At 60.6% G+C, this 23,132-nt stretch carries 21 protein-coding genes, 4 tRNA genes and 3 pseudogenes; 10 read left to right on the top strand and 18 right to left on the bottom strand.

The features are described from left to right. Window positions 1-59: 59 nt before the first annotated feature. Complete coding sequence (locus DNK10_RS19845) at window positions 60-470, top strand: PA2817 family protein (RefSeq protein ID WP_131180375.1); 411 nt, start codon at window positions 60-62, stop codon at window positions 468-470. A gap of 98 nt (window positions 471-568) precedes the next feature. On the opposite strand, the gene DNK10_RS19840 is transcribed toward DNK10_RS19845, so the two are convergent. The 4 genes from DNK10_RS19840 to DNK10_RS19825 form a co-directional block, all read right to left on the bottom strand. Further along, window positions 569-644: transfer RNA gene (locus DNK10_RS19840), tRNA-Gly, on the bottom strand. A 13-nt stretch (window positions 645-657) separates the two neighbouring features. Then, window positions 658-733, bottom strand: a tRNA-Glu gene (locus DNK10_RS19835). A 45-nt stretch (window positions 734-778) separates the two neighbouring features. Further along, window positions 779-854, bottom strand: a tRNA-Gly gene (locus DNK10_RS19830). 27 nt (window positions 855-881) lie between these two features. Beyond that, window positions 882-957: transfer RNA gene (locus DNK10_RS19825), tRNA-Glu, on the bottom strand. Window positions 958-1,347: 390 nt separating this feature from the next. On the opposite strand from DNK10_RS19825, the gene DNK10_RS19820 reads away from it, so the two are divergent. Continuing rightward, on the top strand, window positions 1,348-2,118 hold the full coding sequence (locus DNK10_RS19820; protein ID WP_131180376.1) for a hypothetical protein: 771 nt from the start codon (window positions 1,348-1,350) through the stop codon (window positions 2,116-2,118). Between the two features lie 271 nt (window positions 2,119-2,389). Here the strand turns inward: DNK10_RS19820 and DNK10_RS19810 are convergent, their stop codons facing one another. Together DNK10_RS19810 and DNK10_RS19805 are read right to left on the bottom strand one after the other, a co-directional pair. After that, on the bottom strand, window positions 2,390-2,872 hold the full coding sequence (locus DNK10_RS19810; RefSeq protein WP_131192746.1) for a GAF domain-containing protein: 483 nt from the start codon (window positions 2,870-2,872) through the stop codon (window positions 2,390-2,392). After that, complete coding sequence (locus tag DNK10_RS19805; RefSeq protein ID WP_131180379.1) at window positions 2,869-3,759, bottom strand: ATP-binding protein; 891 nt, start codon at window positions 3,757-3,759, stop codon at window positions 2,869-2,871. Before DNK10_RS19805 ends, DNK10_RS19810 begins: the two co-directional genes overlap by 4 nt. A 99-nt stretch (window positions 3,760-3,858) precedes the next feature. Between DNK10_RS19805 and DNK10_RS19800 the strand changes: the two genes are divergently transcribed. Beyond that, the gene (locus DNK10_RS19800; protein ID WP_131192745.1) at window positions 3,859-6,168 is read left to right on the top strand and encodes a hybrid sensor histidine kinase/response regulator; all 2,310 of its coding nucleotides are present in this window, start codon (window positions 3,859-3,861) and stop codon (window positions 6,166-6,168) included. Between the two features lie 12 nt (window positions 6,169-6,180). Here the strand turns inward: DNK10_RS19800 and DNK10_RS19795 are convergent, their stop codons facing one another. From DNK10_RS19795 to msrB, 3 genes are all read right to left on the bottom strand, one after another. Beyond that, window positions 6,181-6,633, bottom strand: coding sequence for a MarR family winged helix-turn-helix transcriptional regulator (locus DNK10_RS19795; protein WP_131192744.1), 453 nt, complete (start codon window positions 6,631-6,633; stop codon window positions 6,181-6,183). Then, window positions 6,626-7,114 carry a glutathione peroxidase gene (locus tag DNK10_RS19790; RefSeq protein WP_131192743.1) on the bottom strand — a complete coding sequence of 163 codons (489 nt, stop codon included), beginning with the start codon at window positions 7,112-7,114 and terminating at the stop codon, window positions 6,626-6,628. The genes DNK10_RS19795 and DNK10_RS19790 overlap by 8 nt, the downstream gene beginning before the upstream one ends. A 126-nt stretch (window positions 7,115-7,240) precedes the next feature. Continuing rightward, the gene (gene msrB / locus DNK10_RS19785) at window positions 7,241-7,639 is read right to left on the bottom strand and encodes a peptide-methionine (R)-S-oxide reductase MsrB (RefSeq protein ID WP_131192742.1); all 399 of its coding nucleotides are present in this window, start codon (window positions 7,637-7,639) and stop codon (window positions 7,241-7,243) included. Window positions 7,640-7,786: 147 nt separating this feature from the next. On the opposite strand from msrB, the gene DNK10_RS19780 reads away from it, so the two are divergent. The 3 genes from DNK10_RS19780 to htpX all read left to right on the top strand — a co-directional run bounded on the left by DNK10_RS19780 (window position 7,787) and on the right by htpX (window position 10,614). Continuing rightward, window positions 7,787-8,998 carry a pyridoxal phosphate-dependent aminotransferase gene (locus tag DNK10_RS19780; RefSeq protein ID WP_131192741.1) on the top strand — a complete coding sequence of 404 codons (1,212 nt, stop codon included), beginning with the start codon at window positions 7,787-7,789 and terminating at the stop codon, window positions 8,996-8,998. A gap of 70 nt (window positions 8,999-9,068) precedes the next feature. Then, on the top strand, window positions 9,069-9,515 hold the full coding sequence (locus tag DNK10_RS19775) for a hypothetical protein (protein WP_131192740.1): 447 nt from the start codon (window positions 9,069-9,071) through the stop codon (window positions 9,513-9,515). A 226-nt stretch (window positions 9,516-9,741) separates the two neighbouring features. Further along, the gene (gene htpX, locus DNK10_RS19770) at window positions 9,742-10,614 is read left to right on the top strand and encodes a protease HtpX (protein ID WP_131180386.1); all 873 of its coding nucleotides are present in this window, start codon (window positions 9,742-9,744) and stop codon (window positions 10,612-10,614) included. Window positions 10,615-10,996: 382 nt separating this feature from the next. Here the strand turns inward: htpX and DNK10_RS19760 are convergent, their stop codons facing one another. Then, entirely contained in the window at window positions 10,997-11,890 is an 894-nt protein-coding gene (locus DNK10_RS19760; RefSeq protein ID WP_242674661.1) for an AraC family transcriptional regulator, read from the bottom strand. 101 nt (window positions 11,891-11,991) lie between these two features. Here DNK10_RS19760 and DNK10_RS19755 point away from each other — a divergent pair, with 101 nt between their 5' ends. Beyond that, complete coding sequence (locus DNK10_RS19755; RefSeq protein WP_131192739.1) at window positions 11,992-12,726, top strand: SDR family oxidoreductase; 735 nt, start codon at window positions 11,992-11,994, stop codon at window positions 12,724-12,726. A gap of 34 nt (window positions 12,727-12,760) precedes the next feature. Here DNK10_RS19755 and DNK10_RS19750 read toward each other — a convergent pair whose 3' ends face one another. Continuing rightward, entirely contained in the window at window positions 12,761-13,423 is a 663-nt protein-coding gene (locus tag DNK10_RS19750) for a TetR family transcriptional regulator (RefSeq protein WP_207390004.1), read from the bottom strand. A gap of 124 nt (window positions 13,424-13,547) precedes the next feature. Here DNK10_RS19750 and DNK10_RS19745 point away from each other — a divergent pair, with 124 nt between their 5' ends. Both DNK10_RS19745 and DNK10_RS26420 read left to right on the top strand, forming a co-directional pair. Beyond that, window positions 13,548-14,531 (top strand): quinone oxidoreductase family protein, encoded by a 984-nt coding sequence (locus DNK10_RS19745; RefSeq protein ID WP_131180389.1) that lies wholly within the window; start codon window positions 13,548-13,550, stop codon window positions 14,529-14,531. After that, a pseudogene (locus DNK10_RS26420) lies at window positions 14,506-14,859 on the top strand (SDR family NAD(P)-dependent oxidoreductase); the annotation flags it as partial. The gene DNK10_RS19745 and the pseudogene DNK10_RS26420, both read left to right, overlap by 26 nt. Before the next feature lie 51 nt (window positions 14,860-14,910). Here DNK10_RS26420 and DNK10_RS26025 read toward each other — a convergent pair. Together DNK10_RS26025 and DNK10_RS19735 are read right to left on the bottom strand one after the other, a co-directional pair. Continuing rightward, window positions 14,911-15,171: pseudogene (locus DNK10_RS26025) on the bottom strand (Arm DNA-binding domain-containing protein); the annotation flags it as partial. Between the two features lie 222 nt (window positions 15,172-15,393). Further along, window positions 15,394-16,044, bottom strand: a complete 651-nt coding sequence (locus DNK10_RS19735) for a thiopurine S-methyltransferase (protein ID WP_131192737.1) — start codon at window positions 16,042-16,044, stop codon at window positions 15,394-15,396. Window positions 16,045-16,150: 106 nt separating this feature from the next. On the opposite strand from DNK10_RS19735, the gene DNK10_RS19730 reads away from it, so the two are divergent. Beyond that, window positions 16,151-16,918, top strand: coding sequence for a DODA-type extradiol aromatic ring-opening family dioxygenase (locus DNK10_RS19730; RefSeq protein WP_131192736.1), 768 nt, complete (start codon window positions 16,151-16,153; stop codon window positions 16,916-16,918). On the opposite strand, the gene pabB is transcribed toward DNK10_RS19730, so the two are convergent. The 5 genes and pseudogenes from pabB to DNK10_RS19705 all read right to left on the bottom strand — a co-directional run bounded on the left by pabB (window position 16,903) and on the right by DNK10_RS19705 (window position 22,800). Beyond that, window positions 16,903-18,270 (bottom strand): aminodeoxychorismate synthase component I, encoded by a 1,368-nt coding sequence (gene pabB, locus DNK10_RS19725; protein ID WP_131192735.1) that lies wholly within the window; start codon window positions 18,268-18,270, stop codon window positions 16,903-16,905. The genes DNK10_RS19730 and pabB overlap by 16 nt on opposite strands. Window positions 18,271-18,408: 138 nt before the next feature. Further along, complete coding sequence (locus tag DNK10_RS19720) at window positions 18,409-19,446, bottom strand: sensor histidine kinase (RefSeq protein ID WP_131192734.1); 1,038 nt, start codon at window positions 19,444-19,446, stop codon at window positions 18,409-18,411. 6 nt (window positions 19,447-19,452) lie between these two features. Next, a pseudogene (locus DNK10_RS19715) lies at window positions 19,453-20,172 on the bottom strand (RAD55 family ATPase); the annotation flags it as partial. Window positions 20,173-20,186: 14 nt separating this feature from the next. Continuing rightward, window positions 20,187-20,621, bottom strand: a complete 435-nt coding sequence (locus tag DNK10_RS19710) for a hypothetical protein (RefSeq protein ID WP_242674662.1) — start codon at window positions 20,619-20,621, stop codon at window positions 20,187-20,189. Between the two features lie 490 nt (window positions 20,622-21,111). Further along, window positions 21,112-22,800 carry a DEAD/DEAH box helicase gene (locus DNK10_RS19705; RefSeq protein WP_131180395.1) on the bottom strand — a complete coding sequence of 563 codons (1,689 nt, stop codon included), beginning with the start codon at window positions 22,798-22,800 and terminating at the stop codon, window positions 21,112-21,114. Window positions 22,801-23,132 lie beyond the last annotated feature (332 nt).

Genomic DNA, 23,132 nt, shown 5'->3' with positions numbered 1-23,132 from the left:
GACAGCGGGCGCCGCGGACTTTATACTCCGGCGCCCGTTTTACTTTCAGGATCCCCGACATGGCCAACACCCATCTCGATCACCATATCGCCCTGCTCAACCACCTGCGCACCATTCTGGTCGCACTGGGCGAAGCCGAGCAGATTCTCGATGACAGCCATGCCAACTTCCTCGAGCGCTACGACGAATTGCTGGCCGAACTGCCGGTGGATCTGGAGCGCAGCCAGTACCTGGGCCAGGATCTGATCAGCCAGATCTTCCAGCGCTATCCGCAAATCGCCCATCTGGTGCCACGCGACCTGCTGTGGTTCTTCGGTGGCGACTGCCTGCACTTCATGCCGGACGAAGAGATCGAGATGTACCAGCAACTCGAAGAGCGCCGTTTCTACGCCGAAGAAAACGACGAGCCGTTCGACTGGAATCAGGAAAAGCAGTTACTGGCCATGCCGGCGCCAAGCAGCCGCCACTAACGAAAGAGCCCGCTGGCACTGACAGGTGCCAACGGGCTTCGGAGCGTCAAAACGCAGAAACGAAAACGCCGCTCGATTGAGCGGCGTTTTCGTTTATTTGGAGCGGGAAACGAGACTCGAACTCGCGACCCCGACCTTGGCAAGGTCGTGCTCTACCAACTGAGCTATTCCCGCATTTACAACAAATTGGCGTCCCCTAGGGGACTCGAACCCCTGTTACCGCCGTGAAAGGGCGGTGTCCTAGGCCACTAGACGAAGGGGACCTGGAACTTTTACAACGACTCAGCAGGTAGGCTGAATCTAGAATCTGGAGCGGGAAACGAGACTCGAACTCGCGACCCCGACCTTGGCAAGGTCGTGCTCTACCAACTGAGCTATTCCCGCATATGTTGCTTCCACTTCTTTCGGAAGTGGCGTCCCCTAGGGGACTCGAACCCCTGTTACCGCCGTGAAAGGGCGGTGTCCTAGGCCACTAGACGAAGGGGACGTTGCCCGGAATTTCCGGCTTCCGCGCTATGCCTTTCGGCATTACCTTGGAAGTGGCGCGCATTCTATGGAGCCTTTTAACGGTCGTCAACCTCTCATATAAAATTTTTTAAAATCAACGACTTCACCCTGGATTTCAACAGCCCGGCAACATCCCTGAAAGTCCTCTATAGATAACCTTAGACGACTGTGGAGCAAGACCTGACTGCCGACATGTCACTGGCGACTTGCTTACCCCCTGTTGCGCGCGGATGATCGAGGCTCTACCAAAACCTTGGCAATGGCTGAAGAAGCAGTGTGATACAGGCATGATCAAATGCAAATCGCCACTAGGAGGCGATCCGACTAAGCACTACACTCGTGCGAAAACGACGTTCGAGAGGTTACAACGATGTCCTCGCTCGTGATCACCATGGCGATAATCGGCGGCATCATCCTTCTGGTGCTCATCGCCTACCTGAATCAACTGGCCGAAAACAACAAGCGCAAGAAGGCGCGCCTCAAGGCAGATCTGGCCGAGCGCTATCGCCGTGTCGCCGATATCAATGAGCAGCTCGCCGGACAATTGATGTCGCCGGAGCTCAAGCTGCTGCTCAGCCGCCTGCAGTTGCACTTCGCCGAGCGTCTGCTGGAAGTCGACAAGCATGACGCTGCCTACGCGGCCATGGCTCAGGAACTGCGCAAGTTCATCGGCCAGGGCGAAGACATCCCGGTTCGCAATGCACCCTTCCCGGTAACCGATGACGCCCGAGCGAAACAGGTTCGTGCTCAACTGGAAGCATTGCACGGCCTGGTCACCAAGGCAGCCCAGACCGGCCTGCTGCCTGTCAATGAAGCCAGACACTGGGCGCAGGAAGCACGCCACATGCTGGCTCAGCTCTATATAGAGCTGTACAGCAACCAGGCTCGACAGGCGCTGCAACAGCAACAAACCGGCCATGCCCGCCTCGCACTGGAGCGTGGCGTGCAATTTCTGCAAAAGCAGAGTGACACCACGCGCTATCAGGCACCACTGGCGCAGTTCCAGAAACAGCTAGCGCGGGTCAATGCCATGTTGGTCAATCCCGAACAGCAGCCCGACGAGGAACCCAGCGAGCTCGCCGAGGGGCTGAAGTCGCTGGAAGATGATGGTGACTGGAAGAAGAAGACGCTGTACGACTAGGGTCTGTTGACGTTTCACGCACGGCCGCGCCGGAGCCCGTTTTGCCGCGAGGCAAGGCACGAGCCGCGAAGTTTAGTGGGCTAAATGAGCCGGCGAGAAACGCAGCATCGCGGCAAAACGGGCCCGGCCCTTCGGGTTGCGCGGGAAATCTCGCCATGCGTTGTTGGAGGACTTGGCAAGGGAACAACCATTCCCTGCGTCCTCCGCCTAGCCTGGCGAGATTTCTCGCGGCAACGCGGCTCGCGCTGAAACGTCAACAGACCCTAGGCACCTAGCAGTCACTCGCACGTAACAGCACAGCCGCGAGGCCTTCGATACCACGCTGATCGGCCTCGCTGAAGCGCCCAAGCAGCGGGCTATCCAGATCCAGCACGCCGATCAGACGGTCATCCTTGATAAGCGGGATGACCAACTCGCTATTGGATGCGCTGTCGCAAGCGATATGCCCGGCGAAGGCATGCACATCCGCCACCCGCTGGGTTTGCCGCGACGCTGCCGCCGCGCCGCACACACCACGGCCGAACGGGATACGCACACAGGCGACCTTGCCCTGGAACGGCCCCAGCACCAGCTCATCATCCTTGACCAGATAGAATCCGGCCCAATTGAGCCCTTCCAGTTCGTGGAAAACGAACGCACTGAACTGCGCGGCATTGGCGATGAAGTCTCGCTCGCCGGATAACAGCGCCTCGAGCTGGGCAGTCAGCAGCGGGTAGCCATCAAGGCCTGTGCCACTCTCGCTCACATCGATCATCGCGGCGTCTCCAACAACTGCAGGCCCACCCACTGGCGGGCGAACTGATAGGCACAGCGACCGTTGCGGTTACCCCGCCCGGTCGCCCAACGCACGGCAAGCTTCTCCAACTCCTCGCTCCACTGCCATTGCAGGCCAGCCTGCGCCGCCTGCACCTCGATCCAGTGGCGCACCACATCCAGATAATGCTGCTGGGTGAAGGGATAGAAGGACAGCCACAGGCCGAAGCGATCCGACAGGGCGATCTTGTCCTCGACGGCCTCGTTCGGATGCAACTCGCCATCGACGACCTTGGTATTGGCATTGTCGCTTTCGCGCTCCGGCACCAGGTGGCGACGGTTGGAGGTGGCGTATAGCAGCACGTTTTCCGGGGAACGCTCCAGCGAGCCGTCGAGCACGCTCTTGAGCACGCGGTAATCGCCTTCACCGGCCTCGAACGACAAATCGTCGCAAAACAGAATGAAGCGCTGCGGCAGCTTCATCAATTGCTCCACCACACGCGGCAGGTCAGCCAGGTGATCGCGCTCGATCTCGATCAGACGCAGGCCGGCGCCGGCATGCTCGGCCAGCAGCGCACGCACCAGCGATGATTTGCCGGTGCCCCGCGCGCCCCATAGCAGCGCGTGGTTGGCCGGCATGCCCTGGACGAACTGGCGGGTGTTACGCGCCAGCTGTTCGCGCTGGGTATCGACACCGATCAGGTCGCTCAGGCTCATGTCCAGGCTCACTTTCAGCGGCTGCAGATAGCCACCGCGCCCTTCGCGCTGCCAGCGCGCGGCCAGGCTCTGCTCCCAGTCGAGCGGGGCGCGGGTGGCTGGCAGCAATGGCTCCAGACGCGTCAGAACGCTGTCGGCGCGCTGCAAAAAATCAAACAAACGGGAATCCACGGTGAGCTCCTCGAATCATCGGTATGTAAGGCATGTGTGCCGAAAAGCAGGCCATATCGACTATGCTTGGGCAGCAAACGGAACGAGACAGCGCCCTATATGGAAATCCCACTCACACAGCGGCTGTCATTCAAACAGGCTGGTCTCACCGTTCTGGTGGCGTTCATTCTCGGCACGCTGCTCAGCCTGGTGCAGATAGGCGTCGATTATGCCAGCGAAGACGCTACCATCAACCGCGAGATTCGTGCGCTGATGGATATCAGCCACAACCCTGCCGCCCGCATCTCCTACAACATCGACGCCGAACTGGCCCAGGAGCTGGTCGCCGGCCTGCAACGCTCACCCGCGGTGATCGGCGCCCGCATCGTCGATAGCAATGGCGAAGCCCTGGCCAGTACGACGCAGCCGCCGGCACAAAGCAACTATCGAATCTTCAGCGACTTTCTATTCGGCGACAGCCGCCATTTCGAAACCCGCCTGTCGGTCGCTCACGCGCCCGACGAACAGTTGGGCGTGCTGCAACTGGACATCGACACCTACGCGTTCGGCAGCAACTTCCTCAAGCGTTCGGTGCTTACCCTGGTCAACGGCTTCACCCGCAGCCTGCTGCTGTCGGTCATTCTGCTGGTGCTGTTCTATTTCATGCTGACCAAGCCGCTGATCCAGGTAATCCAGGCGCTCTCCAGCCGCGATCGGCGCACCCCGGATCGCACCCGTCTGCCCTGCCCCCCTGGCCACGAGCGTGACGAAATCGGCGTACTGGTGAACGTCGCCAACCGCCAGTTCGCCAGTATCGCCTCGGAGATCGAACAGCGGCGCAACGCCGAGGATCGGCTGACCGACTACCTCGGCGAGCTGGAAGCCATCGTTTCCGCTCGCACGGTGGAGATCAAGGCCGCCAACAGTCGCCTCAGCCGCTCCAATGAAGAACTGGAAAAAGCCCGCCACGACGCCCTGGCCATGGCCCAGGCGCGCTCCATTTTCCTGGCCAACATGAGCCATGAGATCCGCACCCCGCTGAACGGCTTGCTGGGCATGCTGGCGTTGTCGCTGGAGGGCCCGCTGAGCAGCGAGCAGCGCCAGCAGCTGTCGATCGCCCACGACTCCGGCAAGGTGTTGGTTGATCTACTCAACGATATCCTTGACCTATCGAAATTCGAGGCCGGGCAACTGGAGCTGGAAAGCATCGCCTTCGACCTCGGGACACTGGTCGAAGGCACCGCCAGCCTGCTGTCGCAGAATGCCCTGCCTGGCGTGGAGCTGACGTGCCTGATCGATCCACAGCTGCCGGCTCAGGTGCTTGGCGACCCGACGCGGGTACGGCAGATCGTCAGCAACCTGCTGTCCAATGCCCTGAAGTTCACCCGCGAAGGCCGCGTCGACATCCGCATCAGCGCCGCGGCGAACCGGGTTCTTATCGAGGTCTGCGATACCGGCATCGGCATCGCCGAAGATGCTCAGGCACGCATCTTCCAGCCCTTTACCCAGGCGGGCGCGGACATTGCCCGCCAGTTTGGGGGCACCGGCCTGGGCCTGGCGTTGACCCGACGCCTCTGCGAGGCCATGTACGGCCAGTTGGAGCTGGCCTCTACGCCAGACAGCGGCAGCCGCTTCACTGCGACGCTGCCGTTACCGAGCCTGCTGGCTGCGCCAACCCCGCCACGGCTGACGGGCCGCGTACTGGCCATCTGCGACGCCGACACCGGCCTGGCCGAATTGCTGCCAGTGCTGGTCGGTAGCTGGGGCCTGGATTACCAGCGCCTGGATAGCGCCCAGCAGGCCAGCGACATCGATGCCGACGTGCTGATCAGCGACTGCCCGACCTGCATGGCGCGTCTGCGCCAACATACTGCCACACCGATCATTCTGGTCACCGCCTACGGCAGCTTCCTCGACGCCGAACAGGCTGGCTCCCTGGCACCATTGGAGCAGGTAGCCAGGCCACTCACCCGCCAGCACCTGCTGCAGGCACTGGGCCGAGCCTTGCGGCAGCCATCAGAGAACGCGAGCGGGCCGCTGGCGCAAGCGGCGCTGCCACACAAGCAGGCACGCGTGCTGCTGGTCGAGGACAACCCGGTCAACCAGTTGGTCGCCAAAGGCATGCTCAGCAAACAGGGCCTGGAAGTGACGCTGGCCAACAATGGTGAACAGGCGCTGGAGCGGCTGCAGGAAGAGCATGTCGATCTGGTTCTCATGGACTGCAACATGCCGGTGATGGACGGCTACGAAGCCAGCCGACGCATACGCGCCAACCAGGCATGGCGGCATCTGCCGATCATTGCCCTGACCGCCAACGCGCTTTCCGAAGAACGCGAACGTTGCCTGGCGGCGGGCATGAACGATTACCTGGCCAAACCCTTCCGCCGCGAAGAGCTGCTCGGCCTGCTCGACAAGTGGCTACCTGCCTGACAGGCGCCTCTGTCAAAACGCCCGGAGGCCGCGCATGCGCTGCAGAAGCTGATCCAGCTGCGCACGCAGTGGTTCCAGTTCCTGGCTATCGACCCCATGCTCACAGAGCAACTCCCGCTTCAATGCCGGCACCTGGTCGCATGACCGGCGGCCGGCGGCAGTGATGGCCAGGTGCACTTCACGCTCATCCTCGGCACAGCGCCGACGCTCAACCAGGCCGGCGTGCTGCAAGCGTTTGAGCAGTGGCGTCAAGGTGCCCGAGTCGAGCAGCAGGCGTTCGCCCAGTGCTTTCACGGTCGGCTGTGCGGGTGGCACTTCGTCCCACTCCCAAAGCACCAGCATGACCAGATATTGGGGGTAGGTCAGCTCCAGCCTGTCGAGCATCGGCTTGTAGGCACGAACCACCATGCGGGAGGCGGCATACAGCTTGAAGCACAGCTGCTGGTCGAGTTTCAGCTCATCCATCGAGCAGCGCTTCGATGGCAGCGCTCAGCGCCTGTGGTTTGGTGGTCGGCGCATAACGAGTCACCTGGCGGCCATCGCCACTGACCAGGAACTTGGTGAAATTCCATTTGATCCGCTGAGTCCCCAGCAGCCCTGGCGCCTGACGCTTGAGTTGCACGTAGAGCGGATGAGCCGCGTCGCCATTCACCTCGACCTTGCGAAACAGCGGAAAGCTGACACCGAAGTTCAACTCGCAGAAACTGGAGATCGCCTGCTCGTCATCCGGCTCCTGCTTGCCGAACTGGTTGCAGGGAAAACCCAATACCACCAACCCCTTGTCGGCGTATTGCTGCCACAGACTTTCCAGGCCTTGGTACTGCGGAGTGAAGCCGCACTGGCTGGCGGTGTTGACCACCAGAATCGCCTTGGCGCCAAAGTCTGCCAGGCGCTTCTGCTCGCCGGTGATGGTGGTACAGGGTATCGCCAACAGATCTTGATTCATGGGTACGGACTCCTCGCGTGATGGAGCCAAAAGAATAGTCAGCAATTTAATTGCACACAATTCAATTGCTCAAATATAAGGCCCGCCATCAGCGGGCCGAATGATGGTCGTCGACAGGCTCGCGCGTCACGCCTCGCGAGGCACGTGCCTGAGCGACACCGAATTGATGCAATAGCGCTGCCCGGTCGGCCGCGGGCCATCGGGGAATACATGGCCGAGGTGAGCGTCACAGTTACTGCAACGCACTTCGATGCGATGCATGCCGTGGCTGAAGTCGTCCAGCTCGGTGATGACCTCGGCATTGACCGGCTGGAAATAGCTTGGCCACCCACAACCGGAATCGAACTTGGCATCGGAATCGAACAGTGGCGTGCCGCAGCACACGCATTCATAGATGCCCGGCACCTTGCTGTCGTGGTACTCACCCGTGAACGGACGTTCCGTACCGCCCAGACGGCAGACGTTGAACTGAGCGTCCGACAACTCCTCGCGCCAGGTTTCCAGTGGTTTTTCGAGCTTGCTCACAGGCCGTCCTCCTCGGGATAAAAAAGCCCTATCTGTATCTTTGCCCGACTCAGGCTGACACGTATGATTCGACACCTCAACCCGCCACGGCTCGCCGCCGCCTCGGCCCGCTGAAGGCCGCACTTCTTCGACTCGGGATTCTTCACCATGCAGGTCAGCAAATCCAACAAGCTCGCCAACGTCTGCTACGACATTCGCGGCCCGGTGCTCAAGCACGCCAAGCGTCTGGAAGAGGAAGGCCAGCGCATCCTCAAGCTGAACATCGGCAACCCGGCGCCGTTCGGCTTCGAAGCCCCCGAGGAAATCCTCCAGGACGTAATCCGCAACCTGCCCACGGCCCAGGGCTATAGCGACTCCAAAGGCCTGTTCAGTGCGCGCAAGGCGGTGATGCAGTACTACCAGCAGAAACAGGTGGAAGGCGTCGGCATCGAAGACGTCTACCTGGGCAACGGCGTGTCAGAGCTGATCGTCATGGCCATGCAGGCCCTGCTCAACAACGGCGACGAAGTGCTGATTCCTGCCCCGGATTACCCACTGTGGACGGCTGCCGTGGCGCTCTCTGGCGGCAATCCGGTGCACTACCTGTGCGATGAGCAGGCCGGCTGGTTTCCGGACATCGCCGACATGCGCGCCAAGATCACCCCGAACACCAAGGCCCTGGTGCTGATCAACCCGAACAATCCCACGGGCGCGGTGTACTCCCGGGAAGTGTTGCTGGATATCGTCGAACTCGCACGCCAGCACAACTTGGTGGTGTTCTCCGACGAGATCTACGACAAGATCCTCTATGACGACGCCCAGCACATCTGCACCGCTTCCCTCGCACCGGACGTGCTGTGCCTGACGTTCAACGGCCTGTCCAAGTCCTACCGCGTCGCCGGCTTCCGCTCCGGCTGGGTAGCCATCTCCGGGCCCAAGCACCGTGCGCGCGGCTATATCGAAGGCCTGGATATCCTCGCCAACATGCGCCTGTGCGCCAACGTGCCCAGCCAGCATGCGATCCAGACCGCCCTCGGCGGCTACCAGAGCATCAACGACCTGGTACTGCCCAACGGCCGCCTGCTGGAGCAGCGCAACCGCACCTGGGAGCTGCTCAACGACATTCCCGGAGTCAGTTGCGTCAAGCCCATGGGTGCACTGTACGCCTTCCCGAAGATCGACCCGAAGGTCTGCCCGATCCACAACGACGAGAAATTCGTGCTCGACCTGCTGCTCTCCGAAAAGCTGCTGGTGGTTCAGGGCACCGCCTTCAACTGGCCGTGGCCGGATCACTTCCGGGTGGTCACCCTGCCCCGCGTCGATGACCTCGAGCAAGCCATCGGGCGTATCGGCAATTTCCTCAAGACCTACCGCCAGTAATCACGCCAGTGGCTCACGGACGCCTGCGCAGGCATCCGTGAGCCACCAGCCTTTCTCAAGACCGAGCCCCATGGATCTGCAGATAGACGACTTCTACAAGGATGCTGCCGGCGGTTTGCTGACGCTGTATCAAGTGTTTCCGCGCAAGGCCGCGCTGTATGTGGAAGACCTGATCGGCCGTGAAGAGCCCGATGAGTTCGGCCTGCCGAGCAAACGCCACCAGGCTTGCCTGGGTACATTGCTATGGCTGGCCGATGAGGGCTATCTGCGTTACGAGTCGACCATCGGCTATGACGCCCTGGATCAGGCAGTGCTGAGCGAAAAGGGCTTTCTGCGCCTGTCACGCAGCATTCCCCGCGCCCTGCCGGATGGCGAAACGCCGCCACCAGCGGTGAGCCGCGTGCAAGCCACCCTGGCCTTCCAGTTGCGCGAAGCCCTGGCCCAGCAACATGGTGAACGGATTGCACGACTGACCCGACAACTGTTCGAACAGCGCTCGGCAGAGCCCCGCCCATAGCGGCGAGCGCACTGAGCCGCCTGCGATAACCGCGGTTTTTCTCGGCCCCGATTGAAATAAACCGGAAAAGCCCCATCTAAGCACTGGCCACCCTGCAGAGCAGTGGTCTCTCGTCAGGGCCATGCGACACAGTTTGAAATAGTCACTCGGTTGAATAGCCGCAGAGCGAGCCCTTATATAGCCGCCGTATTGAGCCTGTATTTCCCGTGAGGAGTCGTTTCACACCATGATGCGCATTATGTTGTTCCTGGCCACCAACTTGGCGGTACTGGTTATCGCCAGCATCACCCTCAAACTGCTGGGGGTTGATCGCTTTACCGGCCAGAACCACGGCAGCCTGCTGATATTCTGCGCGGTCTTTGGTTTTTCCGGCTCGCTGATATCGCTCTTCCTGTCCAAGTGGATGGCGAAGATGAGCACCGGTACCGAAATCATCACCCAACCGCGCACCCGCCATGAACAGTGGCTGCTGCAGACCGTCGAAGAGCTGTCGCGCAACGCCGGCATCAAAATGCCGGAAGTGGGTATCTTCCCGGCCTACGAGTCCAACGCGTTCGCCACTGGCTGGAACAGGAACGACGCGCTGGTCGCCGTCAGCCAGGGCCTGCTCGAGCGTTTCTCGCCCGATGAAGTGAAAGCCGTACTGGCTCACGAGATCGGTCACGTGGCCAACGGCGACATGGTCACCCTGGCACTGATTCAGGGCGTGGTGAACACCTTCGTGATGTTCTTCGCACGCATCTTCGGTAACTTCGTCGACAAGGCGATCCTGAAGAACGAAGGCGGCCACGGCATCGGTTACTTCGTCGCGACCATCTTCGCTGAACTGGTACTCGGCATCCTGGCCAGCATCATCGTCATGTGGTTCTCGCGCAAACGCGAGTACAGGGCCGACGAAGCGGGTGCGAGGCTGGCCGGTACTGGCGCCATGATCGCCGCACTGCAGCGCCTGCGCGCCGAACAGGGCGTGCCGGTGCAGATGCCCGACAGCCTGACTGCCTTCGGCATCAACGGTGGTCTGAAGAACGGCCTGGCCGGCCTGCTGATGACCCACCCACCGCTGGAAGAGCGTATCGAAGCCCTGCGCCGCCTGGGCTGATCGCAGCGCAAAAATGTCCGCTGTCAAGCCTTCTTGTATGAAAACAACGGAGGAAAAGGCTATACAAGGCAGCGAGTTGGAACTGATCTCGGTGCAATACGCGCGGGGTCAGCTTTGCGCTAAGCTGCATAGGTGCGTTGGCAAGCAAGCCTTGGGGCAAAAGGGCATATTCTGGTAGAGGTCGCCATCAAGACATAGGTGACAGTGCGTGGCTGGTATCTACCGGTGTAGCGTCATGCTCGCCAGCGGGCGATGCTCGATGACAGCATAAGGGTTCAGTTTGGTGCCGTGGAAGCCAGTCGTAGAAGATCGGCTTGGAAGAACGTGAACGGTAGCAGCGCTCCTTGGGTCATCGGGCGACATCAGTCTAGGGCCATGGAGATTAGTCTGACCGTGCGTACCGGCTCGGTGGTTGCCCGACATGCCTGCTAAATGCAACGCTGAATGTGCTTGTCGAACCGTAGCCCACACGCTCAGCAACCTCGGAAACTGCCAGACCGTTGTCGCGAAGCAGATCCTTTGCGATCTCCATGCGCCACGCGAGCAGATACTCCATCGGCGCCACCCCTACCATGCGTGTGAAGCGCTCAAAGAACGCGGAACGGGAAAGAGCCGAGATCTTCGCCAACTGGTCAACAGTCCAAGAATGATTGATACGCGCATGCATTTGCTTCAGCGCATGCGCAATTCGCTCATCCCCTAAGCCTCGCAACAATCCCGGAGGGGCATTTCCGGCCGCCGCCGAGCGCATTGCTTCCACGAGCAGCAGTTCCACCAGCCGGGACAGCATGAACTCGCTGCCCGGCTTTTGGTCAGTGGACTCTTCGCTCACCATCTGCACCAGTTGCGACAAGCGAACCGAATTCTGCACGTGAACTACTTTGGGCAACAGGGAAACCAGCAGCCCGGGATCGGAACAATCGAACAGGAATGAACCTCCCAGTAACCGCATGTCTGGGGAGCCTTCTTGCTCGCCATAGCGTAGCTCGCTACCGCGAACAGCCCTATTGGGATCCAAATAGACTGGAGGCGCTGACGCGAAGCTCGATAGGGTGAAGGCCGGTGTTGTGGGCAGCAGGATGAAATCCCCCGCGCTAATGGTGATTTGCTCATGCCCGTCAACCGTCAACAGGCAGCTTCCTTTCAGCACGATGCAGAAACTGGGCAGACCAAATTCGGAATAGCGCACAGCCCAGTTTCCTTTGCCGCTGATGATGTTGGCAAAGGCCGCACGTGGATGCAGAAGTCGAACTACCTCGGAAAGTGGGTCGCTCATGCATGGACGCTCGCTAAACAAACATGGACGATAGATCATCGTTAATCCTGAAGTGATCGTCTATCGTTTGCTCCGAATCGACTCGCACATCGGAGCTGCAAATGAAGACTGTACTGATCACTGGCTGTTCTTCCGGCTATGGCCTGGAAACCGCTCGCTATTTCCTCGCGCAAGGCTGGAACGTAGTTGCCACGATGCGTACCCTGCGGGAGGAACTGCTCCCCGCGTCCAAGAACCTGCGTGTCTTCGCGCTGGATGTGACCCAATCTGACAGTATTGCGCGCGCCTTGGACGCCGCTGGCCCCATCGACGTGCTGGTGAACAATGCAGGAATCGGCTTGTTTGGCGCGTTTGAGGTCACACCCATGTCCACCGTGCGCGATCTCTTCGAGACCAACACGTTTGGCGTCATGGCCATGTGCCAAGCGATCATCCCGCAGTTCCGGGCGCGTCGAGCCGGCACCATCGTAAACATTACTTCGAGCGCCACGTTGGCCCCGTTCCCGTTGGTTGCTTGCTACACGGCCAGCAAGACGGCTATCGAAGGGTTTAGCGCTTCATTGGAACTCGAACTCAAGGACTTCGACGTGCGAGTCAAAGTTGTGGAGCCTGGTTATGGCCCCACGACCAGCTTCACCTCCAACTCCCAACAGCGCATGCAGGGCCTGATTCCCGAAGCCTACGAACCGCTCGCCCACAGCGTGTTCGCCGGGCTCACCAAGGTCACTGCGGTGACCAGGGAAACCGACGTGGCCGAAACCGTATGGAAGGCCGCCAACGACGTTTCCGGTCAACTCCGCTTCCCGGCGGGTGCAGACGCTCTGGCCCTCGTGTAACTGGCGCAGTCGGAAACGGGAGAGAAGAACGCGCCTACCTCTCAGGTGGGACTACCGCCCCAGCGAGCCCCGCGGCCATGGCCCGAAGCAGATAGCGGAGACGCGGGCCGAAGTCGAGCGCCACGTGCGCCCATTCCGGCACTTCCTCGTAGAGCCGGGCGAGCGTTGGCGTCGGATGGGATACCTGCCAGAAGCCCGCTGCCAACATAAGGGTCGTGGCCAGCAGGTTTTGGATCTGTTCGGTGGTCATCCGGCTGGCCTGAACCAGCGCAATGACGATGTTGTCGTGGATGGCGAAGGCGTTGGTTTTATAACGGCGCGCCCGCTCCATCTCCACATCGCCTTCCAGACTCAGGGTTACATGGGTCAAAAGATCGCAGAAAACCGGAAGGGAGATGATGGTTTCGGCGACGACCTCGGCCACCTCGACTGGCGCTAATCCTGTTCGATCGCCAAGCGTGCTTTTGATCGCGTCGCGCCATCGCCCCCAGCCGCGTTCGGCCAGTTCGAGAAGTAGTTCCTCCTTGTTGGCGTAGTAGCGCCGGACGCCCGTCCGATGCAGGCCCGCACGCTCAGTCACGGCCGCCACGGTCACGAACCGCACGCCGACGAGTTCTAGCGCAAGGGACTCGGCTGCATCGAGCAAATCCTCGGAACGCTGCTGCTTGTCTTCGACTGAACGGGCTCTCTCTCTCATCCTTCGACTTTAACGCATCTTGATGTGCATTACATCAGGGCCTGTGCTATCGTCCCTTTAACGCATCATTAGGTGCGTAAAGATGAGGCGCGTCCCCTCAGGCCGTATTGCAAAGGAAATTCCTATGAAGGCTGTCCAAGCCGCCCAGTTCGGAGACCCAACTGTCCTCGTTGTTACGGAGTTGCCCGATCCGACACCCGGCCCGGGTGAAATCGCAATCGATGTCACCCATGCTGCAGTCGGGCTTGTCGATGTCTTCTTCCGCCAAGGACTATTCAAAGACATGCCGGGCATGGCCCAGCCGCCCTTCATCCCCGGCCTCGAAGTAGCAGGTACGGTGCGTGCACTCGGCGAGGGCGTAGTCGGGTTCACGGTCGGCGAAAAGGTCGTATCGATGTCGGCCGGTGCCGGTACCGGCGGCTATGCCTCCGTGTACATCGCCCCCGTGCATGGCGTCGTGTCGATCGAAGGCTCCGGCATCGACCCGGCGCTCGCTGTCGCGGTCATACCCAACGCGGCGATGGCGCATGTCGCCCTGACGCAAGTTGCACATCTGGCGCAAGGCGAGAGTCTCCTCATTCATGGTGCACTCGGTGGCCTTGCCGCTGCATTCCCAGGCATCGCCAGGCAACTTGGTGCGTCGCGTGTGGTCGGTACGGTGCGCACGAGCAAGCTGGATGCCGCGGCGAATACGAAGCTGCCGTACGACCGGATCGTCGATTCCGATGCGTTGCCGGGAACTCTCGGCGACGAGAAGTTCGACGTCATCATCGACCCGGTTGGCGGTGCTGTTCGCAGCCATAGCTTCGCGCTGATGAAGCCAGGCAGCAGGCTCATCGTCGCTGGTAACGCCAGCGGCGATTGGGGGCACCAGGTGAAGACCAACGACCTGTGGCTGGGCAGTGCCACCGTGTCCGGCTTCAATGCTGGCGCCTATCTTCCCTCTCATCCGCAAGTGCTGCGTCCCGCACTTGAAGCTGCGCTTGAAGCTGTCGCTTCCGGGCTCGGCCAAACCGAAATCGACGTACTCCCATTCAGTGACGCTGCCATTGCGCACCAGCGAATGGAGAGTCGCGCTCTCAATGGTCGCATCGTCCTTACTCCCTGATCGTGACCAAGGAGAAATAGACATGACAACGAAGAAAAGGCCTGTCGCCCTGATCACGGGTGGATCCTCCGGCATGGGCAAGGATTTCGCCTTGAGGCTGCTTTCGGCTGGGTATGCCGTCTATGGAGCAGCTCGCCGCATCGACCGGATGCGGGACATCGAAGGCGGCGGCGGTGTCGCGCTGGAGATGGACGTTACCGAAGATGCCACGATGGTGGCCGCAGTCGATCGAATAATTCGAGAACAAGGGCAGATCGACGTGCTGATTAATTGTGCGGGTTATGGACAGATGGGCGCGTTGGAGGACGTGCCTGTTGAAGTGGCTCGCCGCCAACTGGAGGTCAATCTCATTGGGGTAGCCCGACTCACGCAACTCTGTAGTGGGCGCCTTGCGTGCCGCCGCGACGCACCTGTGCTGTGCCAACCATTCCTGCGCCAGCGAGCGGGCCTCCCCGTATCGCACGAACGCTGGCTTACGTCGTTCGCCGGCGTTCGTGCGGTACTGGAGCACGAACACCTTGCGGCCCGTCGGGTAATCTTGCACAGGAACCCGGGTACCAGCATGTCCTGCAGTTCGACGGGCTGCGCTTGAGGTTGTGCCATATCGACGGCGGACTTGGGTGAGCTTGATCTTTGCCATGACGACTCCTCGGAAAGACCCGATTTCCAAGGGTCTGATGGGAGCTATCAGCGGGAAAGCCGGGTCAAGTTTCGAAAAGCACCGACATAGGTTGAACTCACCTGACCCGTTGATAAACCTGCTGTATCGGGTGGTGGCGTAGTCCAGCGAAATGCGATGCTGGAGTCATCGTGAAACGAAAAAGGCGACCGCAAGGTCGCCTTTTTTGTGTTCCACCATTCATCAAAGCAGCCGCAGCCGATAGGCACGCTCGTCCATGCGAGCGAGGCCCCGCGCCCTGAATCGCTCCTCCAGCGCGTCCTGGCTCTCCAGCAGTTCGCTCTCCCAGACATTGCTGGGCCAGCTGCGCACCTCTGCATCGCTGACGGAAAACGGTGGCCCTTCCATCAAGGCCTGATCGTAGTCCAGTGTCACCAGCAAGCCCTGGCTACCAGCCGGCAGTATGTGCTGCAGGTGCCGGACATAACGCTCGCGCATCGCGGGCGGCAAGGCGATCAGGGCCGCGCGGTCGTAGAACAGCGCACAACCCTCGAGCTGCCTGGCATCGAGTGCGAAGAAATCGCCACAGTACAGTTCGATCCGTCCATGTCGGTAAACCCTGAACGCACCTTCCTGGCTAACGTCCGCCTCCAGTCCCCGCTCGCTGAAAAATGCCTCTACGGCCGTCTGCGTCAGCTCCACGCCGATCACCCGATGCCCGCGCTCGGCCAGCCAGGTGATATCCAGGCTTTTGCCGCAAAGCGGTACCAGCACCCGAGCCCCAGCCGGTGCCGCCAGCGTCGGCCAGTGGCGTTGCAGGAACACATTGACCTTCTCGGAATGAAAACCGATTTGGTTACGCTGCCAACGCGTTTGCCAGAACGCTTCCTGCATGATGCCTCCTAGGAATAATCAAAAAAACAGATCAAAAACACCATCAAATAGCCATTGTTCGTCCAGCTTACCTGATAGATCATCCACCTACCTTCAGGAGGTCATCATGTTACCCAGCCTGTTCATTTCCCATGGTTCACCCATGCTCGCCTTGCAACCGGGCGCCAGCGGCGTGGCCCTCACCCGCCTTGCGGCAGAGCTGCCGAAACCAGGCGCCATCGTAGTGGTGTCGGCGCACTGGGAAAGCGCCGAGCTGCTGGTGATGAGCGCGGCCCAGCCGCAGACCTGGCACGACTTCGGCGGCTTTCCCCCTGAACTCTATCAGATGCAATACCCGGCGCCCGGCAGCCCGCAACTGGCACAGGACATCCTGCAGCGCCTGAAAGATGCCGGCCTGCCCGCCCGTGCCGATGAGCGCCGACCATTCGATCATGGCAGCTGGGTGCCACTGTCGCTGATGTATCCGCAAGCGGACATTCCAGTGGTGCAGGTCTCTTTGCCCAGCCACCACGGCGCAGCCCTGCAATTGCAGGTCGGCCAGGCACTGGCGGGGCTGCGCGAGCAGAATGTCCTGTTGCTCGGTTCCGGCAGCATCACCCACAACCTGCGCGAGCTGGATTTCCACGCCGAGCCGGAAAACGCCGCGCCCTGGGCCGCCGAATTCCGCGACTGGATGGTCGACAAACTGCAACGCGATGAGCTGGACGCCCTGCTCGACTACCGCCGCCAGGCGCCCCACGCGCGGCAGAATCACCCCAGCGAAGAGCACCTGCTACCGCTGTTCTTCGCCCGCGGCGCGGGCGGCGCCTGCCGTATCGAACACCAGGGCTTCACCCTGGGCGCGCTGGGCATGGATATCTACAGTTTCGCCTGAAGGCAAGACTGTTCCAGGGTGCTGAGCAGTACCTGCACCTTGGTGATCGATTCCTGGTACTCGGTCTGCCAGACGGAGTCGGCGACGATGCCGCCTCCGCCACAGCAACTGATCATGCCGTCCTTGGCCAGCAGGCTACGGATGGCGATGGAACTGTCCATCTCGCCGCGTACGTCCAGGTACAGCAGCGAACCGCAATACAGGCCACGCCGCGTCGGCTCGAGCTCATCGATGATCTGCATCGCACGGATCTTCGGTGCCCCGGTGATGGAGCCACCTGGGAAGGCCCCCAACAGCAGATCCAGCGCATCCTTGTCGGCGGCCAGCTCACCCGTTACCGCGCTGACCAGGTGATGCACGTTCGGGTAGCTCTCCAGCGCGAACAGCTCCGGCACGCGCACCGAGCCAATGCTGCAGCTGCGCCCCAGGTCGTTACGCAGCAGGTCGACGATCATCAGGTTTTCGGCGCGATCCTTGGGGCTTTCGAGCAAGGTGCGCGCATTGTTCGCATCCTCCTGCTCGTTGCGCCCGCGTGGCTGGGTACCCTTGATCGGTCGCGTTTCCACCTGGCCACGGCTGACCCGGATAAACCGCTCCGGCGACAGGCTCAGCACCGCGCCACCACCTGGTAGCGTCAGGTAGCCGGAGAACGGCGTCGGGCAGGCCTGACGCAGGGCACGGTAAGCCTGCCAGGGTTCGCCCTGATAGGGCGCGCGAAAACGCTGGGCGAAGTTGACCTGATAACAGTCACCCGAAGCGATATAGGCATGAATGCGTGCGATGGCATCGGCGTATTGATCCGCCTCGATATCGGCCTGAAATGGCCCGAGCAAGGCGAATGGCGGATCCTCCGACACTCCTGAGGCAGGACGCTGGAAAAGCTCGAGCAACCGTGCCTGTTCGCTGCCGGCAAGTGACGGATGAAACACCAGTTGGCTGGTTTGCACCTGGTGGTCGCTGATCAATGCCCAGGCATACAGGCCGAAGGTCGCATCACCCAGACCGAGATCATCCCTGGCCTGCTCGGGTAGCGTCTCGATACGACGACCGAAGTCGTAGCCAAGATAGCCCAGCAAACCGCCCGCGAAGGGCAGTTCGAAACCTGCCGGCAGTTCGGCCTCGCCCAAAGCGGACAGCCCCTCGCGCAGGCGTGCGAAGAAGCCCGCGCCTGACTCGTTCTCCTGCGGGCTCAGGGTCACCAGTGGCCAGGCGCTGAGCAGGTCATAGCGCCCACGTGAGGCAGCCGGCCGGCCGGCATCCAGCAACACGGCACCCGGCGCCTGGCGCACCCGCTCGAAATAAACCGCGGGATCGGCCTGATAGGGCAAGGAGTAGACGAGACAAGTAGACATTAAGCACATCACACAAACAGGGACGGCCGATTGTAGAGCTGCGGAGGGGATCGTCCTAGGGTAACCGTTCGCCGGACACACCTTGCGTGTCTAAACGGGCAAGGATCGATGCAACCTCAGTCCCTGCAGAAAATCTGTCTAGATAGCTAGATCCAAATCAGCTACAAGCCGCAACGTCACGATAAACGTACTGCCCAGCCCCACTCCATCGCTCATACCGATAACTGTGCCGCCATGTGCTTCTACCAGCTCGCGCACAACGGTCAGGCCGATGCCCAGCCCAACATTGTCGAAACTCGTGGCATTTGCATCCTGAACGAATGCATCGAAGATGTCTGGCAGCACTTGTGCCGAGATGCCTATCCCGTTGTCAGCGATGCTGAGCAGCAGAACATCATCCTCCACCCTCAAGCCCAGTGAAACTGCCCCTTTTTTGGGGGTGTACTTAATCGCGTTGTTCAGGATATTGGCCACAATCTGTACGAGTCGCAGCGAATCGCCAAGCACGTTCAAGGGGCCGTCAGGCAGGTGGCTGGTGAACTCAATCTGGCGCGCTCGCAACATCGGCAGGCTGGCCTCAATCACTGTCTGGATGAGTGGCACCAGATCAACGACGAGAAGATCCATACGCAGCTTGCCGGTGCTTGCTCTGGAGACATCTAGCAAGTCGTCTACCAGACGGGTAAGTTGATCAACCTGACCTTCTATCAACGCCTGAAGACGCGGCAGCTCTTCAGGCGTTGCGCGGGCCATCTTGCCGGCGATCAAATTGATGGGGGTCAGCGGATTGCGTAGTTCGTGAGCAACCACAGCAAGGATTTTGCGCTCCTGCCCTAGAGCGCGCTCCGCCAGCGCCTGAAGATTCTGTGCGCTCAAGGCAGCTACAATCAGCTGCTCATTAGCGTCGCGGAGCTGTGGGTAGTAGTGCACCGATTCGGTCTTGTGGACTAAATCAGCGTCCGACTGCGCAGAAAGGATCGTCATGACCAATTGCTGATTGGCTTCTACCAAAAGCGCCACCTGCTGGCGATCACTGACACGATCCTGGGTTTCGACAAGCGTACGTTGAAGCGCAGCTAATACAGCTCGCGCTTCCAGTGTTTGCTCTCCAAGCATCAAGAGTTCGCTGGCGGTTTTTGCCAATGCCCGTTCATTTTGGCTCTTGATGTCAGCCATGACTTCTCACGCTTGATCCCCGCCCGGGCGGGGCGCTTCAACATGCAGCCTTGTAGGACTACCCCCGAGCAGGCCTTCCTGGTCATCCAGCATGTCGCCGATCTGTATGCCCTCGTCGGTGATGCGGTAGAGGCGCAGCTCGTCGCAATGAAGGCTCGCACGCACGTTGACAACGGCCATGATTCGCAGCAGACGGCTCCGAACTTCGATGTAGCGCTGAACAACGATGGCGTCGGTCAGGAAGGCGGCACCGTAAGGGCTGAAGCGCAGGTCGGTGTAGCGGTCTTCCAGTTCGGAGGTCATCAATACAGTGACACCGGCATGGGTCAGTGCGGTGACCATCCTTGAAAGGGATTCGCGAAAGTCCTCGCGAAACGTCGGTGCCAGTGCCAGCTCAAAACCAGACAGTGAGTCGATACGGACGTCCTTGAGGAGCAACTGGACGATTTCGTCGATGGACAGATCAGACGCGCGGCAATCCACCAGCCCGACTGTTCCATTTTCAATCAACTGCGCCAGCGCTGCGCTCTGTGAATAATTTGGGCGCTGCTCGAACACGGCAATGCCCCCGGTCTCGCCTTCGCTGACACCCTGGGCTAAAAACGCCGCCGCCAGAATACTCTTGCCTGAGCCTGATGGGCCTGCGACAAGCAAGAAATAGCCTTGAGGAAGACCGCTGCCGAGCATTTCATCCAGCCCTGGAACACCAGTGGCCAAATGGTTGATTGTCACTTTGGTGGTCATCGGGAAGTACCCTGCGCTTGGAGGGCACTTAGCGGAGCGTCAAACACTGCATCGAGCAAACGAGCGGTGAGCGATACGCCAATCAGCGTGGTCAGCAATTGGTAGAGCGTCCTCAGCAGTTGCTCGCCAAAAAGCAGGGCCTCCTCCTGAGTGCGCGTCTCGATAAGGGAGATGAGGCGTGAGTAATCCGTCTGATCCGACACGCTGCCTAGAGCGTCAACAATATCTGGATAGCTAGGCTCACAGAGATGAAGACTACGACGAAATAGTGCCGTAACGCCTTTGCGGCCAATGATCGGTGCTAAAGCGGTGTCGATGGCTTGCAGCGTTGCAACAATCGCATCGGCGACCCGGGCGTGGTCAGCACCCTGGCCAACGCGGTGCGCCAGCGAAAGCGCGATCTTGCTGCCTTCTTCGCTTTCCGTGGGCATGGGGGTAGGTTCTTGTGGGCACAGGTGATCGTACACCCTATTGAGCGCACGAAAATTAATCTTTGAACTTATAATCGGTCTTGTTGTTTCCCGAAAATGCGTAGCGCCCAGGAGTGGCTGACCACGACCTGATCTGACACCACCACTTTTACCGCTGAGGGTAAGGTGTGTTGATCCAGCGAATACCGAAGATGAGCGCTAGCTCGCTCGGATCAGCCACACGCCTTGCTCAGATGCCAGTTGAGGCTGCCGCACTTCGCTCCACGATGAGCCGACCACATCTGGCATTACCCACGTCAATGACTGGAGGTGAGCATGCAAGCTCAGAGGACACGCTTTATCACCTTGAAAGCAAGATGACCGTGTGGCACCAGTGGTGGTACCTAAATAGAATCTGTTACCGCTTCCTGAGGCACAGCAAGCAATTGCTCAAGGCCCCAGAACGACTCGGGGGAGCCAATGGCTCCCCCGAGTGTTACAACATCGCGGATCAGTCTTCGCGATAACGGCGCAGCTTCAGCGGCTTGCCGGCAACACGAGTGTCCTTGAGCTTGCTCAGCAGGCGCTCGAGGCCTTCTTCCGGCAGTTCCACCAGGCTGAAGCTCTCGCGGATCTGGATGCGGCCGATGGCCTCACGAGCCAGACCACCTTCGTTGAGGATGGCACCCAGCAGGTTCTTGGCAGCGATGCCATCACGCGCGCCCAGCGCGGTACGGCAACGTGCGCGGCCTTCGCCCAACGGCATCGGCGCACGACGCTCGCGCAGCTCGCCACGCTCGGAGGAACGCTCACCGCTGCGCTCGCCATCACGGCGCTCACGCGGAGCGCCACCAGCGCCCGGCACCAGTGGCTGCTCACGCTCGACACTGGCCAGATCCAGAGGCTGACCATTGGTAGCCTTTTTCAGCAGCGCAGCAGCCAGGGCACGCGGGGTGCAGCCGATATCGGCGGTCAGGCGGTCGAGCAGCTCACCGTGGCTGGCTTCGGCATCGGCAACCAGTGGCGCCAGGCTGTTGGTCAGCTTCTTGATGCGCGCATCCAGCACCTGCTGGGCGTTGGGCAGCTTGACCTCACCGACCTTCTGCCCGGTAACGCGCTCGATCACCTGCAGCATACGACGCTCACGAGGCGTTACCAGCAGCAGCGCACGACCTTCGCGACCGGCACGGCCGGTACGGCCGATACGGTGCACGTAAGACTCCGGGTCGTACGGCATGTCGACGTTGAATACGTGGGTGATGCGCGGTACGTCGATACCACGAGCAGCGACGTCGGTGGCGACAACGATGTCCAGACGGCCATCCTTGAGCGACTCGATCACGCGCTCGCGCTGGTTCTGGGCGATGTCACCGTTCAGCGCAGCAGCCTTGTAGCCCTTGGCTTCCAGCGCAGCGGCCAGATCCAGGGTCGCTTGCTTGGTACGTACGAAGGCGATCAGTGCGTCGAACTCTTCGACTTCCAGCAAACGCAGTACGGCGTTGGTCTTCTGATCGGCATGGATCATCAGATGCGCCTGTTCGATACGCGAGACAGTCTGGGTCTTGGCCGCGATCTTGACGTGCTGCGGATCACGCAGGTGCTTTTCGGCGATGGCGCGAATCGAGTGCGGCAGAGTCGCGGAGAACAGCACGCTCTGGCGGCTGGCCGGCATGGCTTCGAAGATCACTTCGAGGTCATCCATGAAGCCCAGCTTGAGCATTTCGTCGGCTTCGTCGAGTACCAGGTACTGGATGGTCGACAGTACTTTCTCGTCGCGACGCAGGTGGTCAACCAGACGGCCTGGGGTGGCGACGATAACCTGTGCGCCCTGGCGAATGGCTTTCAGCTGCGGGCCCATCGGCGCACCGCCGTAGACCGCGACCACATTGAGACCGGGCATCTGCTTGGAATAGGTTTCGAAGGCGGTGGCCACCTGCAGGGCCAGCTCGCGGGTCGGCGCGAGAATCAGCGCCTGAGGCTCACGCTTGGCCGGATCGATCTTCGACAGGATCGGCAGGGCGAACGCTGCAGTCTTGCCGGTACCGGTCTGGGCCTGGCCGATCATGTCCTGGCCAGCGAGAATCACTGGAATGGCCTGGGACTGGATGGGCGAAGGCTCTTCGTAGCCGACGGCGATCAGCGCAGCGAGAATATTGGGGTGAAGTCCGAGTGCGGCGAAGCCGCCGATTTCCTGGGTCATGGGTCTGCCTCTAGTGCATCCGCAAAGACCCATGTTCCAAAGCTGCGCATGCCATGTAGGACCTTGTGGGTCACCCTGGCAGCCTGGTCGGCGGGGATTTGCGAAAACGTGGTGAAAAATGAATCGTCAAGATAGCCCGCTTGGCGGACTGGCTGCCGAAAATAGCTTCCGGGCGAGTTGCACTACTTGAACGTGGCCATGAATTGGCCGGCGCGCACTATACCGGAATATCCAGGTGCATGTACGGTTTTTCAAACAAAAAAACCATCGAACTGCCATATGACAGCCCACCCGCGGCGTTGTGCCGCGGTTCTGCCGGCTGCCTGATCGAT

The sequence above is a fragment of the Phytopseudomonas daroniae genome (assembly GCF_004327275.1).
Lineage (GTDB): Bacteria > Pseudomonadota > Gammaproteobacteria > Pseudomonadales > Pseudomonadaceae > Aquipseudomonas > Aquipseudomonas daroniae.
Note: the sequence above shows the minus strand (reverse complement) of the source record. Positions and strands in the feature narration are given on the sequence as shown.

Excerpts from the sequence above, each read along its gene's own strand:
- DNK10_RS19845 (WP_131180375.1), top strand. The coding sequence starts at position 60 with ATGGCCAACACCCATCTCGATCACCATATCGCCCTGCTCAACCACCTG.
- DNK10_RS19820 (WP_131180376.1), top strand. The coding sequence starts at position 1,348 with ATGTCCTCGCTCGTGATCACCATGGCGATAATCGGCGGCATCATCCTT.
- DNK10_RS19810 (WP_131192746.1), bottom strand. The coding sequence starts at position 2,872 with ATGATCGATGTGAGCGAGAGTGGCACAGGCCTTGATGGCTACCCGCTG.
- DNK10_RS19800 (WP_131192745.1), top strand. The coding sequence starts at position 3,859 with ATGGAAATCCCACTCACACAGCGGCTGTCATTCAAACAGGCTGGTCTC.
- DNK10_RS19795 (WP_131192744.1), bottom strand. The coding sequence starts at position 6,633 with ATGGATGAGCTGAAACTCGACCAGCAGCTGTGCTTCAAGCTGTATGCC.
- DNK10_RS19790 (WP_131192743.1), bottom strand. The coding sequence starts at position 7,114 with ATGAATCAAGATCTGTTGGCGATACCCTGTACCACCATCACCGGCGAG.
- DNK10_RS19780 (WP_131192741.1), top strand. The coding sequence starts at position 7,787 with ATGCAGGTCAGCAAATCCAACAAGCTCGCCAACGTCTGCTACGACATT.
- DNK10_RS19775 (WP_131192740.1), top strand. The coding sequence starts at position 9,069 with ATGGATCTGCAGATAGACGACTTCTACAAGGATGCTGCCGGCGGTTTG.
- htpX (WP_131180386.1), top strand. The coding sequence starts at position 9,742 with ATGATGCGCATTATGTTGTTCCTGGCCACCAACTTGGCGGTACTGGTT.
- DNK10_RS19760 (WP_242674661.1), bottom strand. The coding sequence starts at position 11,890 with ATGAGCGACCCACTTTCCGAGGTAGTTCGACTTCTGCATCCACGTGCG.
- DNK10_RS19755 (WP_131192739.1), top strand. The coding sequence starts at position 11,992 with ATGAAGACTGTACTGATCACTGGCTGTTCTTCCGGCTATGGCCTGGAA.
- DNK10_RS19750 (WP_207390004.1), bottom strand. The coding sequence starts at position 13,423 with ATGAGAGAGAGAGCCCGTTCAGTCGAAGACAAGCAGCAGCGTTCCGAG.
- DNK10_RS19745 (WP_131180389.1), top strand. The coding sequence starts at position 13,548 with ATGAAGGCTGTCCAAGCCGCCCAGTTCGGAGACCCAACTGTCCTCGTT.
- DNK10_RS19735 (WP_131192737.1), bottom strand. The coding sequence starts at position 16,044 with ATGCAGGAAGCGTTCTGGCAAACGCGTTGGCAGCGTAACCAAATCGGT.
- DNK10_RS19730 (WP_131192736.1), top strand. The coding sequence starts at position 16,151 with ATGTTACCCAGCCTGTTCATTTCCCATGGTTCACCCATGCTCGCCTTG.
- pabB (WP_131192735.1), bottom strand. The coding sequence starts at position 18,270 with ATGTCTACTTGTCTCGTCTACTCCTTGCCCTATCAGGCCGATCCCGCG.
- DNK10_RS19720 (WP_131192734.1), bottom strand. The coding sequence starts at position 19,446 with ATGGCTGACATCAAGAGCCAAAATGAACGGGCATTGGCAAAAACCGCC.
- DNK10_RS19710 (WP_242674662.1), bottom strand. The coding sequence starts at position 20,621 with ATGCCCACGGAAAGCGAAGAAGGCAGCAAGATCGCGCTTTCGCTGGCG.
- DNK10_RS19705 (WP_131180395.1), bottom strand. The coding sequence starts at position 22,800 with ATGACCCAGGAAATCGGCGGCTTCGCCGCACTCGGACTTCACCCCAAT.